We start from the raw sequence: 15,962 nt of genomic DNA, 5'->3' as shown, positions 1-15,962 counted from the left end.
GGGACAGGATTCACAGGATGACAGAATTCACAAAATTCTCTGCTTGGGGAATCCTGCCTTATTCTGTCATCATGTGAATCCTGTCTTCTTGCGCCGCTTTGAAATGAAATCCCCATTCCTATAGGGCACCCAATTCGGAGGTTCCCAGCAATGAGGAATTTAAGACCTTTTTAAACTGATCGTGGTATAAAATTACATCCCTGCCGCGCTCCCGTCCCGGCCACCCAAGGCACGTACTGCAGTCCCGGCTTCAGCCGGTTCCGGCCACCCAGCGCCAACTCAAAACGCCCGTGCGCAAAGGCACTCCCCCCTCACCGAATCCGTATCGGCTTCGCAATCGGGTGGTACTTCTGGATCCACACCAGCGTGAAGAAAAGCCGCAGCCGCCACTTCGCGCCAAACGTCATTCGGGTGCGGCCTGCCAGCGCGCAGTTGATTGCGCAGAGCAGGCGGAACTTGTTGGTCGGCTGGAAGAAAATCTGCGCAAAGTGCTTGGTGTAAAACCTCTCAATGAACTGCCAGAAGCGGCCCACCTTCCGGCGCGTCGCCCACTCATAGCGCTTCATGGCAAAGGTCCACGCCTTGCCAGCGGCGATAGCGGCATGCACCACCTTGGCACCCTGCCGGCCGGTGATCATCGCCAGCATCACACCACTGGAGAAAACCGGATCGATGAACCCAGCCGCATCCCCCACACGCACCAACCGTTCAGACACCAGCTTGCGATTCGTGTAGGAAAAATCGGTGAGCACATGCCCCTGTGAAATCGCCTTGGCGTTAATCATGCGTTCCCTCACCGCCCGCGTTTTGAGCACCGCTTCGTCAAACACCTGCTGCGGCTCCATCTTCAGCGCCTTGAACTGCGCCTGATCCAGCACCAGCCCCACGCTCACCTTGTCGTCTGCCAGAGGGATCATCCAGAACCATGAATTTTCACGGCGAATGATCAGGATATCGCCCTTCTCATTCCCCGTCGTCATCTGCACCCCGCTGTAATGGCCGAAGATGGAAATCTTTTTATGCCCCGGGTAGTAGTCCCGCAGGTTTTCCTTGTTCGCGGTGAAATTGCCCAGGCCGCTCGCATCCATCAGGAAGGCCGCATGCGCCTCCTGCACCTCCCCGCCCTTCACGCGAAACTTAACCGTGACACGCTCCTTTTGCACGAGGTACTCCGTCACCAGCGCCTCCTCCCGCACGTCCGCGCCCAACTCCTCCGCATGGCGCAGCAGGATGTCGTCAAACTTCGCGCGCTCCACCTGCAGCGACTCCGAAAACTCGGTGAACGAGCCCTGCGAAAAATCCATCCGCGTGTGCATCGAGCCATCGCCCATCCAGAACTGCGCGCCGCGCTTCACCATGAATCCCGCAGCCTGAATCTTGGACCAGACTCCCAGTTCATCAAATATCTCGCGATTGTAAGGCAGCAGCGACTCACCGATGTGAAAGCGTGGAAATTTGGCCTTTTCCAGCACCAGCACGGAGCGCCCAGCCTGCCGCAAAGTGGCCGCAGCAGTCGCGCCCGCAGGCCCGCCGCCGATGACAATGACATCCCAAGTTTGTTGGCTCATGTGTTAGCGGGATGCATGGCTGGATTAACGAGCAGGCGCAAGGAATGGCCGCGTCAATAACGCAGATATTTTCACAGGCTGCGTGGCCTCGAATCACGCTGGCGCCGTGCCATCCGGCCAACCTCCTGCGGAGGCATGCCCTCCGACAAGGTGCCAGCCGTGAGCCGCAGGCCCGCAGGATTCAGCCCAAGGCGCAGCGCAGCAAAGCCCTGGGTCAGGCACGATCATCCCCCTTTCCGCCCAAGGCGGCGCTCTGAAGAGCGCGGGAGCAACCTCAGGCTGACGATGCTGACCTTGGCGAGGACCGCTGCCGTGTGGGTTTGCCGGCGGATTGCGGCTTGGCGGAACGCGCCGCACGCAGCGGTTCATATTCGCAGCCCTGTGACCGCACTCCATATAGGGGCATCGCGGCTCGGTGGTTTTGAAAAAAAAGGACACGAAATCCACGCCGCCAAGGCCGTCCTCGCATACGCTTGCGGAATCGCGCACAGCCGTTTGTCGCGGCACGGGCGAAGTCAGGGTATGAATCCCCCAGTGCTTCGCTTGCCCCTTCTCTTCACCTTCAGCCTGCTTTGCGGGCTTTCTCTATCCTCTGCGGCTGCTGACAAAAAAGCGGCGAAGGCTGCGGACCAACCCGCTGCCACCGCTGAAGGCGAAAAAGCCCCCCCCTCCATGCCCGCCGATCATGAGGCAGCGACGCGGCTGCAGGTGTTTCTCGACCGCGCAAACTTCGGGCCGGGGAAGATCGACGGACGTTTCGGCGGTTTTTCAGAGAAGGCGTTGGGCTTGTATCGGGAGGCTCACAGCCTCCCTCCCCTGCCTGCTGCACCCGCTCCTGTGAAGGTGGAAGGCCAGCCCGAGAAAACCATGCCCCTGCCGGATATCTCCGACATGGACCTGACCAGCGTAAAGGACGTCTTCATCGACTATGTGGTGACGGAGGCCGACGTCAAAGCCACCGGCAAGCTGCCGAAGGAAGTACCGGAAATGGCCAAGCTGAAATGGCTGCCGTATGCGAACTTGACGGAGGCGGTGGGCGAGAAATTCCACGTGGACGTCGATTACCTCAAGCAGCTGAACCCGGGCAAGCTGGACACCCTCAAAGCCGGGGACACGCTGAAGGTGCCGAATGTGGAACCTTTTGAAATAGGCGGCGTGAAAACGCTGCCGCTGCTGGATCTAATCGCCGCGAAGGAAGCAGCCACGGCGGCGGCCCACAAGAAAGAAAAGGGCCAGCAGAAGCCGAAGGACGAGGCTGGCAAGAAGAGCACCGAAGCGAAGGGCAAAGTCACCCATAAGGCCAAGGACGCCAAGACCACGAAGGAAGCCGAGGCTGCCGAAGAGAAACCGGCTCCCAAGGAAGGCCTGCTGACGGCTGACCAAATCGCCATCAAGGTGGACACGAAGGACAACATGCTGCGTTTGTTTGAGAACGAAAAACTCGTCGCCGCTTATCCCGTGACCATCGGCTCAGCGCAGACGGTGTCCCCCTTGGGCGAGTGGAAGGTAAAGGGAATCGCCCGCCTGCCTGACTTTCGCTATGACCTGTCTTTCCTGAAGACCGGCGAGCGCGGCGATGAAACTTATCTGCTCGCGCCCGGCCCCAACGATCCCGTGGGAGTGATCTGGGTTGCGCTGAACAAGCCCGGCATCGGCCTGCATGGCACGAGCGATCCCGACACCATCGGCCGCAGCGCCAGCCACGGCTGCGTGCGCCTGGCGAACTGGGACATCGCCCGCCTGGCCACGCATGTGAGAGCGGGCGTGGTGGTGTCGATTCATTGAGGTGTGGCTCAAGACTCATGCCACCGAAGGCATGGCGCTCAGAATTCGCAGTTGACCTCGTTTATGGGTGCTCCTTGTTTGATGAATGAGTGATGTACCAACAACGGCTGCGGTAGTAGTAGGAACAACAGCGGCCCTAGCAGTGGGTAAAAGCGCCTTGAAAGGCGGAGCAGCATTCATGGGACTCCTTTTGAACCCAGCAGCCAAAGTGATTGGAAACGAGTTGGGAATCCAAGTCAAAGAGTGGATCGAAGAAAAAAAGAGAGCAAACCTACATCATCATATTGATGAGGCCCAGAAAATGGCGGTTACGCGTCCCAAAAGAAAGACAAGGAAACGCACTAAAAAGATCTCCCCGCCAGAGCAGGCCCAAGATCATCCCGTAGAACCCGAGGAACCCAGTGTGAAGGCTATAAAAGCCATCGAAAAATGGACTGAAGCTGCACGAGAAGTGGACCCCGATGAGGAATCGGCACCCATCTGGCAACGCATACTTGCTGACCTTTTAAATAATGAAGACGTCGACGATCTCGTCATTGAAACTCTTCGAGGTATGAAATCTGTCGAGTTAAAGGAACTACTTTCGATTGAAGATGACCGTTTCCGACCAGCCAGAAATGCACCTCGCGACCGCTTATCTGAAAAATGGCTCTTGGAGAAAAATCTTGCCAGCGGAGTTGTTGGCCGACAATACCCTTTATTTTTCGTAATGGGGATTGCGCTTCTCACTGCAAGTCTCGCAGCGAGTATCATGCTTCCTGAAATCAATATAACCATGGCATCCTCTCCGGGTATTGCATTTGTGAAGCCTTTCACATGGGTTACGACCGCATTATACTGGGGCACTTTGCTGGTATATTGGATGAGAAACGACTGCACTATCCGTGTTCTCAAACCGACATGGCTTGGTGCGGAGATCATCCACAGAGCTCGCGAAGTTGGATTTGGCAGGGAACACTATTAATCAGATTTGCTCTCCCGTTCTTCTCTCCATTTTGCCCACCTTGCTTTTTCGGCCTTTGCTTGTTCCGTCGACCGCGCCTTGGCCTTGCATGCCCCCACTGCCCCGTCCTTCATGCACGCTGGGGCACGGATCTGCCTTCCTCATCGATCTAGTCCACCATATTGGATCTATTCAGCGGCAGTTTGGCGACCTTAATTCACCCATTTTTAAACATCAAACAGAGCCAGCAAAGGCCATAAAGAGCCATTTTCAGCCTTTTGACACCATTCCTTAAAACCCACTCCACCCCTTCATTATCAGTGATTTAACCCGTTAATAAAGAAGTGGAGGCGAGGGGAGTTGAACCCCTGTCCGAATAACCATCATCCGTAGCGTCTCCATGCTCAGTCTCATGTTTGGTCTCGGTGGGAGGCGGCTTGAGACGGCCTACTCTTCACCCAGCGTCCTGTTGTATCTCGTTTGTGACCCGGTCGCCCGATCAACAAACCAGCCTGGTAGTGGCATCGTTCAGGCTACCAGACATTGCCTGAAGGATGTCGCAGGGCTTAAGCTGCGAGTGCTAGCTCGTTAGAGTTTGCATTTATGTTTTTTGATCCGGTGTTTAACGAGGCCAACGAATCATCCTCGGCATGCAGCTCCGAACTAAGGCTACCCGTCGAAACCAGTACGCCCCCGTTTTGGAGAGGAACCAAGATACGCCATGATGGGGCGGGGTCAAGGGGCTTCGGAAGAGGCGGGTAGAGAGAGGCCGGGGTGTTGGAGTGCGGAGGTTTTGTAATTCGACCTCGTCCTCCTGCTCGATCAAGAAGCTTCCGCTGGCGGATCGGATGATCCGAAAGCAATCCCCGGAAGCCGGAGGAGCGGCAATTGAGGCGTTTGCGGGATGATCCCGCGTGGCAGCAGAGCTTTCGAGAGCGGCACGTGAACGAGAACGAGGACGATTTGGCTTCGGCGCACCGTCTTGACCTCTTGACCACCCCTTGACGCCTTGACCTCCGCCCGTCATTCCGCATTCGACATTCGTCATTCGTCATTCATTTTCTCCGCCCCCATGCCCGCCCTGAAGCTCCACGACACCCTGACCCGCACCGACCGCGAAACCACGCCTCTCGATGGCAAGACGCTGCGTTTCTACTGCTGCGGCCCCACGGTCTATGGCCCGGCCCACATCGGCAACTTCCGCACCTTTGTGGCGCAGGATGTCATGCGCCGTGTGGTCGAAGCTTCCGGCACGCCAACGCTGCATGTGCGCAACATCACGGATGTGGATGACAAAACGATCCGCGATTCGCAGAAAGCGGGGCAGAGCCTGCTCGACTTCACCCAGGGCTGGACGCAGAAATTTCACACCGACTGCGCCGCGCTGAATCTGCTGCCGCCGCACATCGAACCGTCTGCTGTCGCGCACATCCCCCAGCAGGTGACGATGATTGAAAAACTCATCGCCGGTGATCATGCGTATGCCGCCGCAGATGGCAGCGTTTATTTCCGCGTCTCTTCCTACAAAGACTACGGCAAGCTCAGCCACCTGGAAGATCGCGAACTGCGCCTCGGTGCCAGCGTGGCGGCCAGCGCGACAGACAGCGATGAGTACACCAAGGACTCCCTCACCGACTTCGCGCTCTGGAAAGCACGCAAGCCGGAGGACGGCGAGAACTTCTGGCCCAGCCCCTGGGGCGAAGGACGGCCCGGCTGGCATCTGGAATGCAGCGCGATGATTCTCGAATACCTCGGCGAGGATTTTGACCTGCACAGCGGCGGCGTGGATCTGATCTTCCCGCATCACGAAAACGAGATCGCCCAGAGCTGCTGCAGCACTCACGGGCACTTCGCCCATCACTGGATGCACGTAGCGCATCTCATGGTCGATGGCGGCAAGATGAGCAAGAGCATCGGCAATCTTTACACGCTCGAAGACTTGGCCAAACGCGGCTACAGCGCCGTGGAGGTGCGCTATGTGCTGATCTCCGGCCACTACCGTGCGCCGCTGAATTTCACCATGCATAGCCTCGACTCCGCACGTCAGGCGCTGCAAAAGCTCGCGAAGGCTGACAAGGCGCTTTCGACCATCTCCCCTTCCCTGCCCGACGGGAAAGCGGCAGGCCCGTTTGCCGAAGCTTGGGAAACGCTGCTGAACGACCTGAACGTCCCCGGTGCCACCGGTGCTATCTTCGGCGTGCTGAACAAGCTCAAGCCCACCACGCTCTCCGTCGAAGAAGCTACCGCCGCACGCAACGGCCTGCATTTCATGCTGAAGGCCCTCGGCCTCACCCTGCCCGCCCTCGCCGATGAAGCCGCCACCGACGTGCCCGCCGACATCCAGGCGCTGGCGCAACAGCGCTGGGATGCGAAACAGGCGAAAGATTGGGCCGCCGCCGACACTTTGAGAAAGCAGCTCGAAGCCGCAGGCTGGCTGATCAAGGACAACAAGGAAGGCTTCACCGTGGTGGCAAAGTAACTGGAGGAGAAGGATTATCCTGATCCCTCCATGCGCTGGCGAAAGCGGCGGCGTCAGCGAAAAGCAAGCCGCGTTTTGTTAGCGCGGAATGGAGGGTGTGTGCGGAGCGTGAGGGACCAGGATGGTCCCTCTCCTTCCAATCCGCCCAGAGCCTCAGGCAGGAGAGGGATCATCCTGATCCCTCAACGCTCCGAGTTCACCCAGCGCTCTTCCCAAGCCGGGACCAAGATGGTCCCGCTCCTTCCAAACCGCCCAGAGCTCCCCACGCTTTTGTTTTGCTTTTTTCGTCAGCTCCGCAGAAAACGCAGCGTTAACTGCCTGCCCATTTCCGGCTTTCCCACCTCCCAACCATGAAACGCACCGCCGCCCTCCTCCTCGCCCTCGCCGCCACCTCACTGCATGCTGAAGACTGGAAGCCGGAGGGCGGCTTCACTTCGCTCTTCAATGGCAAGGACCTCACCGGCTGGTGCTTCCGTGAAAAGACGAAGAAGGACGATCCGAACCCGGGCACCATCACCGCGAAGCACGATGGCAAGACCGAGGCGAAGGATGCAGGCCAGTACTTCGTGAAGGACGGCATCTTCACCGTGAACTTCCCCACCGAGATGGACAAGCTCACCGGGCAGATCTACACGGTGGCCGAGTTTCCGACGAACTTCGTGCTCAAGCTCGAATTCCGCGCCGGAGTGAATGCCGACAGCGGCATCTTTGTGCGCAAGCCCCAGCTCCAATGCCGCGATTACCTCGTCGCCGGTCCCTTCACCGACCTGAAAGCCTACAAGCCGCAGGAGTGGAACCAGATCGAAGTCACCGTGAAAGACGGCGTCACAGTCTGCACCTGCAATGGCGAAGTCCTCCCCGCCGTGATGCCCATGCCCCCGACTGGGCCCATCGGCCTTGAGGGTGATCGCGGCGTGATGGAGTACCGGCATATCCAGCTCAAGGAGCTGAAGTGATTTCGCCTACGCGGGAGCGCAAGATGTGCGTATCTTCTGCGTAGCTTTTATACCCCCATGAAACACCTTCACCGCCGCCAATTCCTGCGTGATCTCGGCATCTCTGCCGGTGCCCTGCCCTTTCTTGCCGGGCTGCCGAGCATCACAGGTGCCCCTGCCCCGCAGAGGAAGCAGCGGCTGATCATCATGTTCTCGCCGAACGGCACGCTGCCGAATGAGTTCTGGCCGGATCAGGAAGGCGCGGATTTCAGTTTCAAATCAATCCTCAAGCCGCTGGAGCCGTTCAAAAAGCAGATGCTCATCCTGCACGGCATCGCCAACAAAGTGAAGGGCGATGGCGACAGCCACATGCGTGGCATGAGCTGTCTGCTCACCTGCGATGAACTGCTCAAGGGAAACATCATGGGTGGCGGTGGCAATCCGGCGGGCTGGGCCAGCAACATCTCCATCGATCAGGAATTGAAGAACTTCCTGCAAAGCCGCGCGGAGACCAAGACCCGCTTTGGCTCTCTGGAGTTTGGCGTGGCGGTGCCAGAGCGTGCTGACCCGTGGACGCGCATGAGTTATGCCGGTGGCAATCAACCCGTCGCTCCCATTGATGATCCGCATCAGATTCTGAAAAAAGTCTATGGTCGCATGAAAGACAAGGACAGCCTCGTCAGCATTTTGGACGATGTGCGCGATGATCTGAAACGTGTATCTGCCAAACTCAGCGCCCGGGATAAGGCGCTGCTGGACCAGCACATGACCCTGGTGCGCAGCATGGAGCAGGATTTGGCCGATGCCGACAAACAGGGCAAGCTGGCACACGCCGTACCGCAGGTGGACCCGAGCATCGAACTCGTGAACGACAACACCCCGCAGATCAGCCGCATTCAGATCGACCTGCTGGTGAACTCATTGGCCAATGACATGGCGCGCGTGGGCACGCTGCAGTACATGCGCTCCGTCGGCATGGCACAGATGCGCTGGCTGGGCATCCAGGAGGGGCACCACTCCCTCTCGCACGATCCGGATGACAAGAAGGACAGCTACGAAAAGCTGATGAAGATCAACACTTGGTTTGCCGGTGAGTTTGCCTATCTGGCGAAGCGTCTGAGTGAAACGCCCGAAGCCACCGGAGGTGGCAGCATGCTGGACAACACGCTCCTCGTTTGGACCAATGAACTCGGCAAGGGCAACAGCCACACGCTCGACAACATCCCCTACATCATGATCGGCGGCGGCTGCGGTTTCAAAATGGGTCGCAGCCTGAAATTCGACAAAGCCGCTCACAACCGCCTCTGGATGTCCGTGGCACAGGGCATGGGGCACGACCTGCAGACCTTCGGCAAGAAGGAGCTCTGCGAAGGCGGTGCCCTGAATCTGTCTTAAACAGCCTGCCAATAAACTCCGAAATCAATCCTCCGCCGTCCGCCTGAAGCGCGGGGGGCCTCGAACCGGCGCTTGCAATGCACGCCAAACTCGCCAAGGAAACACGCTCTTATGCCAGCCACACCAGTTATCAATCTCCGCAAAGGACATGCCGTCCGCCACAACAACGACGTTTGCGTCGTTACCGACACCGAACTCAAGACGCCACCGCGCATGGCCTCGTTCGTGCAGATGTCCGTCCGCAGCATCACCATCGGCAAGATGTACAATTTGCGCATGACTTCCAATGAGTCGCTCGAATCCGTGAACCTTGTCCGCGACAACCACGAGTTCAGCTACAAAGACGGCGACGGCTACCACTTCATCCACCCGGAAACGTTTGAAGACGTGCTCATCGGTGAAGACAAGCTGGACGCCAAGACCCGTGGCTACCTCATCGAAGGTCAGAAGTACCTCGTCGTCTTCGCGGATGACGTCGTCGCCGGCATCGAACTGCCAGCCAACATCGTCATGACGATCACCGACAGCCCTGCTGGCGTGAAGGGTGACTCCGCGAACAACGTTTATAAGGAAGCCATCACCGAATCTGGTATGCGCGTGCAGGTGCCGCTGTTCATCAACAACGGTGACAAGGTTAGCATCAAAACCGAAGACAATACCTATCTTGGCCGCTCGAACTAAGCTGAGCTGAGATCATTGAATCAACGAACGCCTGATCGTGAAAACGGTCAGGCGTTTTTGTTGGGAGGATAGACCTCCGGCCTGTCACCGGATCGAGGCGTCCCGCCTTCGTTTCTGATCTAAGGCTGGAAGCCCCAGTCCATCGACAGGCCGGAGGTCTATCCCCCATCAAACGCCAGTGCAGCCATCTCGCGATAATATGGGGATGTCTGCAACAGCTCCTCATGCGTCCCACTCGCGAGGATGTGGCCCTGATGTAGCACGTAGATCACATCTGCCTCTACGATGGTGCTGAGACGATGGGCGATGATGAGGCTGGTGCGGTTGGCGCGGAGTTTGGCCAGCGCCGTTTGAATGAGGTGCTCGGACTTCACATCGACGGCGGAGGTGGCTTCATCGAGCAGGAGGATGGGGGCGTCTTTGAGAAAAGCACGGGCAAGAGCAAGGCGCTGGCGCTCGCCACCGCTCAGAAGTACGCCGCGTTCGCCCACTTCAGCATCGAGGCCTTCGGGCTGGCGCTGCACGAAGTCTTCGGCGCAGGCGTCGCGCAAGGCGGTCCAGAGCTCTTCATCCGTGGCAGACGCTTGGCCGAGCAGGAGGTTATCGCGCACCGTTCCGGCAAAGAGAAAGGCCTCCTGCGTGACATAGGCGAGGGACTGGCGCAGGAAGCGTTTGCTGAGGTCCTGCAATGGCACGCCATCGAGTGTGATGCTTCCGCTTTGCGGATCGTAGAAGCGGGTGAGAAGCTGAAACAGCGTGCTCTTGCCGGAACCGGTGGCACCGACGATGGCGATGGTTTGGTGACGAGCTGCCTTGAGCGAGATGTCATGCAGCACCGGCTTGTCGGCACGGTAGCTGAAAGTGACGGCATTGAATGCGATCTCGCCACGGATGGCTGGAAGCGACTGGCCGGCATCGAGTTCCTCCTCGGTTTCGTTGTCGAGGATGGCGAAGACGCGCTTGGCTGCGGAGAGGCCGTTGAGCAGGGTTTGATTGACGCCGTGAAGACGGGCGATGGGTTCGTAGAGGAAGCCAACGAGGAGCAAAAATTCCATCAACTGACCAGTGGTCATGCTGCCTTGCACACACCACCAGGAACCGGCCATAAGCAGCAGGACAAGCCCGCCGTTACCGAGCAAGGTCATGGAGGGTGAGTAGAAAGCCCAGGCCGCCATGAGGTTGGTCTGTTTTTCTTTGAGGCGATGGCTGGCGGCGAGAAATTTCCACTGCCGCATCTCCTCAGCGGTGAAGCTCTTAATTTGGCGGATACCCGTGATGGTGTCGTGCAGGGTGGCGTTGAGCGCGCTGGTGGCCTCACGTGCTGCTGTGGCGCGAGGGGAGACCCAGCGTGAGTAGATCCAGCCACCGGCGGCAATGAGCGGCGTCGGGGCCAGGACGATGAGCGCGAGCTTCGCATCTGCCACCAGCATGACGATGGCGGTGACGATGATCTGCAGCACAGCGGTGCTCCCCTGCTCGATGCTTTCGAGGATGACCCGCTGCGTAGCAGGCACGTCATCGGCCAGCTTGGTGAGAATGTCCCCGGTGCTCTGATGGTCAAACCAGCGTAGAGGGAGAAGCTCGATTTTGCGATGCAACTGGCTGCGCAGATCGGTGATCATGCGCTGCTCAAAGGTGCAGTTCACCCGGGTACGGAAGTAGAACAAACCCTCTCGCAACGCGAACGCCAGCAGCGCCAGACCGCCCGCGCGCCAGATCAGATCGCTGCGCTTCTGCGGGATGATTTCATCCATGAACCAGCGCACCACTCCGGGGAAAACGAAGATGAGCGAGGTCCCTGCGACAGCCAGGGTGAACTGCCACGCTGCGATGCGCCAGTGGCCGCGTGCAAACGCGAGCAGTCGGCGCAGCGCGCTGCTGTTGGTCATCGGCTCGGGCTTGTCGTCCATGGGTGAGTGGCTAGACGAGCGAGCAAGGCGCGACATTCAAACCGAATGTGAAATGGCAGCGTATGGTCGTAGGATGGGTGTGGCGACAGCCCGCCCGTCTTCGAGCGCATCGCAAGCACTCTGGCGTAGGAGCGTCCTCGCAGTCGGGCGGTTTGGCGGAGAGGTGTCCGTGAGTTTGAGGAGGCGGCATCCGCCAAACACACCCAACCTACGTTCCGCAAAGCAGTGGCTCGATTTAGCCCACACTCCACGAGTGCAATCCAATCAGCCTCCGAGTATTTCGGAGGCTCTTGCACCTTAAGCGAACACCTTCGCTACGATCAGCCCACCAGATGCACCTGTGGCATCGGGACGACGAACTTGCCGCCACGGGCCAGGAATTCTGTCTCACGCTTGAGGAACTCAGGCATGAAGTGCCAGGGAAGCACAAGATAGTAGTCGGGCTTCGCGGCGCGGGATTCCTCTTCGGAGATGATCTTGATCTGTGTACCGATGGTGTAGCTGCCCCACTTGATCGGATTGCGGTCGGCAATGGCGGTCACGAGGTCATTGGTAACATTGCAGAACTGCAGTGTGGTGCTGCCCTTGGTGGAGGCACCGTAGCCGTGCACCACTTTGCCTTCGGCCTTGGCCTTCTGCAGGAAGGCGGTGAGGTCCGTGCGGATGCGCTCGATGTTGTCGCGGAAGATGGCGTAGGGAGCATCGGAATCGATCGCCATTTCGAATTCGCGGATGCGGAGGTCCTGCACGCGGACAAGTGCTTCAGCGGAAGGCTTGACCTGACCGGCATTGGCCACCACGAGGCGGAAGCTGCCGCCGTTCACGTCGTTGAGATGCACGTCGATGACTTCGAGGCCGTGATCACCGAAGAGGCGCTCAAGCACTGCGAGAGAGTAGTACTCCAAGTGCTCATGGCAGATGGTGTCGAAGCTGTTGATGTCGAGCATCGCAGGCAGATAGCTCTGCTCCAAAATCCAGATGCCGTCGTTGGCGAGCACATCAGCGATGTCCTGCACGAAGGCATGCGGATTTTCCAAGTCATAGAACATGGAGATGCTGGTGACGACGCGGGCTTTCTCTGTGGCGTGCACGCTCTTGAAGGCGCGGGCGGAGAAGAAGTCGTTCACGACTTCAAAGCCTTTGGCACGGGCTTTCAGGGCCACGTCTGAAGGATCAATGCCGATGTGGCGGAGCCCTTGGGTCTGATAGCTGGAGAGCAGCGTGCCGTCGTTGCAACCGATGTCGAGCACGATGTCCTTGGCCTTGAGAGTGACGGTTTGCTCGACGAGCTGAGTAATGCCCGCGAGGTTGTCGATCATGGACTGATTGATGCCGGACTCGTAGTAGTAGCGGTGGTAGAGCACCTTCGGTGGCACCGAGTGGCGCATCTGCACCAGACCGCAGGCGTTTTCATCCTGGGAGGGGTCGCAGCGGACGAGATCGAGAGGGACTTTGCGCTTGATGAGCGCACTGCCATCGGCACTCGCGAGCACGCCGCCAATGAATTGATCCCCAAGGCTGACGACAGGGGTGAGGCTGCGTGAGCCGCAAATACGGCAGGTGTTGCGGGTGATGAGGACGGGGCGGAAAGCTTGGATGGCCATTGGCTCAATTGGCATTGTTGTGCTGGCGTGTCCAGCTAGACTTCATGCGCAAGATCACACGCGGGCGGTGGCCCGGTTGTCGAGAAACCACTGGTAGGTTCGGGCAACGCCTTCACGGAAGTCGGTGCTGGCCTTCCAGCCGAGTTTTTCCATGCGACTGACGTCCAGCAGGCGGCGCGGATTCCCATCTGGCTGCGTGGTGTCCCAGAGGATTTCGCCCTCGTAGCCGATGATCGTTTTGATCGCCTCTGCGGCATCGCGGATGCTGATCTCCGCGCCGGTGCCGATGTTGATGATGTCGGGGCTGCTGTAGTTTTCGAGCAGGAAGGCGCAGGCGGAAGCCAGATCATCCACGAATAGGAACTCGCGCGTGGGGTTACCACTGCCCCAGAGCGTGACGGAATGCTTGTTGTGCAGTTTGGCCTCGTGAAAGCGGCGGATCAGCGAAGGCAGCACATGGGAATGTTCCGGATCAAAGTTGTCAAAGGAACCGTACAGATTGGCCGGCATGCCGCAGATGAAATCACGCCCATGCTGATGCCGGTAGCCCTGGCAGAGCTTGATCCCCGCGATCTTGGCGATCCCATACGGAGCATTGGTCTCCTCCATCGGCCCGGTCATGAGGCTGTCTTCACGGATGGGCATTTCCACCGCCTTGGGATAAATGCAGGTACTACCCAGGAAGAGCAGCTTCTTCGTCTCATACTGGTGTGCTGCAGACAGCACGCTGTTTTGAATCTGCAGATTATTGAGCAGGAAATCGACAGGCTGAGTGTAGCTGGCCTTGATGCCACCTACAGTCGCCGCAGCCAGGATCACCTGATCCGGCTTCTCCGCTGCGAAGAAGGCATTGGTCGCCTGCTGATCACGCAGATCGAGCTCTGCCTTGGTGCGAGTAATGACCTGCCATTCGGGTTTGTTTGCGTAGTGGCGCAGCAGTGCGCGTCCGACGAGCCCTTGATGACCGGTGATGAAAATTTTGCCGCCAGATGAAGACATGCATGCATGCCTAGCGGATGCGGATGCGGTGTCCAGCACAGCTTCACGGCGAAGAGTGAGTTACAGGTTAAAAATTAGCCTGCGACATATTTACCACATCTCGTTGTAGCAGCATGCTTGATGCTTTCAGTGAGGTTTGGACTTGGTTTGAGAGGATTCCACCTCTGGTCACCACTCTCTAAAAGAGAGTGGCGACCCCTACGAGAATCGAACTCGTGTCGCATCCGTGAAAGGGATGTGTCCTAACCGCTAGACGAAGGGGTCGTTTTGCTCGGTTTGAGCGGGCCGGGATATTGCTTTCAAACTATGATTGCGCAAGGGAAAATTCATCAATGATGAAATTCATTTTTCCACAAGTCGTCAAATGCCCCATCCCCCCCTTCACCGGCACCCATAAAATACAGATTTCACCACCTGTAGAAGAAGGCGCTGCGTAACACCTGCAGAAGCAACTCTCTGCACAAAACCCATTTCACCGCCGAGGCGACTTGCCAGTCTCGGCAAACAAGAGTGTTGCGGGCCCAAGTCAGGTGCAAAATATTCAGCCAGTCGAAAAACGATGAAAAATCTTGAACTAAGTGGCAAAATATTTAACCTCGGTTAAATAAGGCAAATGCCGAGGTATTTGTTTATAATTACTAGATTTTTCACACAGGCTTGCTACTTTGCTAAGTCGGGCAGCTTTATCCGCCGATGAGTTTTTCGTTCCGAGGTTTGTTCCAGCGTGGAGCCGGTTCTAACGAACCGGTGAAAGATGCTCATCAAAGCTTGGCGGGAACTCCTCTTCAGAGGGTGGCTGGCTCGGGCACAAACAGCCTCTCATCCATGCAAGCGTCTACTCCTTTACAGTTTCCAGCTGGTGCTTCCCCCTTTCAAATCGGGGGCAATCCACTTTTCAAAACGGCTGGCAACGAGTCGATTGCGGCACCGCCGATCAATTCATCCACAGGAATGTCGCCGTTCAACGTCACTGGAGCACCCGCCACGAATTCGCCCCTTACAGTAGGAGATGTAATCAATCAACTGCCCGCCGAAGTCGTGCGAATGGGAGCACTGCCAGCGCAACAGCCGCTTTCCCTGCCACCCGCTCTGCTGGAAAACGCTTTGCGCAGCGGTCAGGCTGCATTGCCGTTGTTTGAGCTGTATCGTGTCTGCCCGGCGCTTTTCCAAGTTCCTATTTCACCTCAGGATCCACGTCTTGTTGCACTACCAGCGGCGAAGCTTCCGGGGTTGATCGCTCAGGCCCGCGAAGGACATGGTGCGTCACAATCGCCATCACCTTTTTCGTTCGCCCAGCCTGCAACGCCTGCGTCTCACTCAGCCGCCGGCTCCCCGTTCCAAATGACTCAACCGGCCGCAGCGCCTGCGGTACAGCAGCCACCCGCGTCGCCTTTCTCCTTGGGCGCGAATTCCAACGGCTCTCCCTTCGGCAGCATGCCACAGCAGCCAGCAGCAGCTGCTCCCACCTCTTCCCCTGCGTCGCCTTTCTCTTTGGGCGCGAATTCCAACGGCTCTCCCTTCGGCAGCATGCTACAGCAGCCCGCAGCAGCTGCTCCCACCTCTTCCCCTGCGTCGCCTTTCTCTTTGGGCGCGAATTCCAACGGCGCTCCCTTCGGTAGCATGCCACAGCAGCCCGCAGCAGTTGCTCCCGCATCTTCGCCTG

At 58.2% G+C, this 15,962-nt stretch carries 10 protein-coding genes, 1 tRNA gene, 1 other RNA gene and 1 pseudogene; 6 read left to right on the top strand and 7 right to left on the bottom strand.

Features of this window, described 5'->3' with window-relative positions; all coding sequences use genetic code 11:
• Positions 1–311: 311 nt before the first annotated feature.
• The gene (locus tag PSV43_RS24120; RefSeq protein ID WP_300203735.1) at positions 312–1,568 is read right to left on the bottom strand and encodes a tryptophan 7-halogenase; all 1,257 of its coding nucleotides are present in this window, start codon (positions 1,566–1,568) and stop codon (positions 312–314) included.
• Positions 1,569–2,111: 543 nt separating this feature from the next.
• Between PSV43_RS24120 and PSV43_RS24115 the strand changes: the two genes are divergently transcribed.
• Complete coding sequence (locus tag PSV43_RS24115) at positions 2,112–3,353, top strand: L,D-transpeptidase (protein ID WP_300203733.1); 1,242 nt, start codon at positions 2,112–2,114, stop codon at positions 3,351–3,353.
• Positions 3,354–3,438: 85 nt separating this feature from the next.
• Positions 3,439–4,317: a hypothetical protein gene (locus PSV43_RS24110; RefSeq protein WP_300203731.1), complete on the top strand. Its 879-nt coding sequence runs from the start codon at positions 3,439–3,441 to the stop codon at positions 4,315–4,317.
• Positions 4,318–4,638: 321 nt separating this feature from the next.
• Here PSV43_RS24110 and ssrA read toward each other — a convergent pair.
• Positions 4,639–4,991, bottom strand: a transfer-messenger RNA (tmRNA) gene (ssrA, locus tag PSV43_RS24105).
• 377 nt (positions 4,992–5,368) lie between these two features.
• On the opposite strand from ssrA, the gene cysS reads away from it, so the two are divergent.
• The 4 genes from cysS (at position 5,369) to PSV43_RS24085 (ending at position 9,786) form a co-directional block, all read left to right on the top strand.
• Positions 5,369–6,775, top strand: a complete 1,407-nt coding sequence (gene cysS / locus PSV43_RS24100) for a cysteine--tRNA ligase (protein ID WP_300203729.1) — start codon at positions 5,369–5,371, stop codon at positions 6,773–6,775.
• 350 nt (positions 6,776–7,125) lie between these two features.
• A complete protein-coding gene (locus tag PSV43_RS24095; RefSeq protein ID WP_300203727.1) occupies positions 7,126–7,731 on the top strand; it encodes a DUF1080 domain-containing protein in 606 nt (201 codons plus the stop codon).
• Between the two features lie 57 nt (positions 7,732–7,788).
• Entirely contained in the window at positions 7,789–9,105 is a 1,317-nt protein-coding gene (locus PSV43_RS24090; protein ID WP_300203725.1) for a DUF1552 domain-containing protein, read from the top strand.
• A gap of 111 nt (positions 9,106–9,216) precedes the next feature.
• Positions 9,217–9,786 (top strand): elongation factor P, encoded by a 570-nt coding sequence (locus PSV43_RS24085; RefSeq protein ID WP_300203723.1) that lies wholly within the window; start codon positions 9,217–9,219, stop codon positions 9,784–9,786.
• 158 nt (positions 9,787–9,944) lie between these two features.
• Here PSV43_RS24085 and PSV43_RS24080 read toward each other — a convergent pair whose 3' ends face one another.
• From PSV43_RS24080 to PSV43_RS24060, 5 genes and pseudogenes are all read right to left on the bottom strand, one after another.
• Positions 9,945–11,696: an ABC transporter ATP-binding protein gene (locus PSV43_RS24080; protein ID WP_300203721.1), complete on the bottom strand. Its 1,752-nt coding sequence runs from the start codon at positions 11,694–11,696 to the stop codon at positions 9,945–9,947.
• A 320-nt stretch (positions 11,697–12,016) separates the two neighbouring features.
• Positions 12,017–13,300: a class I SAM-dependent methyltransferase gene (locus PSV43_RS24075; RefSeq protein ID WP_300203719.1), complete on the bottom strand. Its 1,284-nt coding sequence runs from the start codon at positions 13,298–13,300 to the stop codon at positions 12,017–12,019.
• Positions 13,301–13,354: 54 nt separating this feature from the next.
• The gene (locus tag PSV43_RS24070; RefSeq protein ID WP_300203717.1) at positions 13,355–14,299 is read right to left on the bottom strand and encodes a GDP-L-fucose synthase; all 945 of its coding nucleotides are present in this window, start codon (positions 14,297–14,299) and stop codon (positions 13,355–13,357) included.
• Positions 14,300–14,488: 189 nt separating this feature from the next.
• Positions 14,489–14,563, bottom strand: a tRNA-Glu gene (locus PSV43_RS24065).
• Between the two features lie 1,082 nt (positions 14,564–15,645).
• Positions 15,646–15,962, bottom strand: a pseudogene (locus PSV43_RS24060) (hypothetical protein); the annotation flags it as partial.

The sequence above is a fragment of the Prosthecobacter sp. genome (genome assembly GCF_029946185.1).
Classification (GTDB): domain Bacteria; phylum Verrucomicrobiota; class Verrucomicrobiia; order Verrucomicrobiales; family Verrucomicrobiaceae; genus Prosthecobacter.
The sequence above is the reverse complement of the archived record's forward strand: the minus strand, read 5'-3'. Positions and strand labels throughout refer to the sequence as shown.

Excerpts from the sequence above, each read along its gene's own strand:
- PSV43_RS24120 (WP_300203735.1), bottom strand. The coding sequence starts at position 1,568 with ATGAGCCAACAAACTTGGGATGTCATTGTCATCGGCGGCGGGCCTGCG.
- PSV43_RS24110 (WP_300203731.1), top strand. The coding sequence starts at position 3,439 with ATGAGTGATGTACCAACAACGGCTGCGGTAGTAGTAGGAACAACAGCG.
- cysS (WP_300203729.1), top strand. The coding sequence starts at position 5,369 with ATGCCCGCCCTGAAGCTCCACGACACCCTGACCCGCACCGACCGCGAA.
- PSV43_RS24095 (WP_300203727.1), top strand. The coding sequence starts at position 7,126 with ATGAAACGCACCGCCGCCCTCCTCCTCGCCCTCGCCGCCACCTCACTG.
- PSV43_RS24090 (WP_300203725.1), top strand. The coding sequence starts at position 7,789 with ATGAAACACCTTCACCGCCGCCAATTCCTGCGTGATCTCGGCATCTCT.
- PSV43_RS24085 (WP_300203723.1), top strand. The coding sequence starts at position 9,217 with ATGCCAGCCACACCAGTTATCAATCTCCGCAAAGGACATGCCGTCCGC.
- PSV43_RS24080 (WP_300203721.1), bottom strand. The coding sequence starts at position 11,696 with ATGGACGACAAGCCCGAGCCGATGACCAACAGCAGCGCGCTGCGCCGA.
- PSV43_RS24075 (WP_300203719.1), bottom strand. The coding sequence starts at position 13,300 with ATGGCCATCCAAGCTTTCCGCCCCGTCCTCATCACCCGCAACACCTGC.
- PSV43_RS24070 (WP_300203717.1), bottom strand. The coding sequence starts at position 14,299 with ATGTCTTCATCTGGCGGCAAAATTTTCATCACCGGTCATCAAGGGCTC.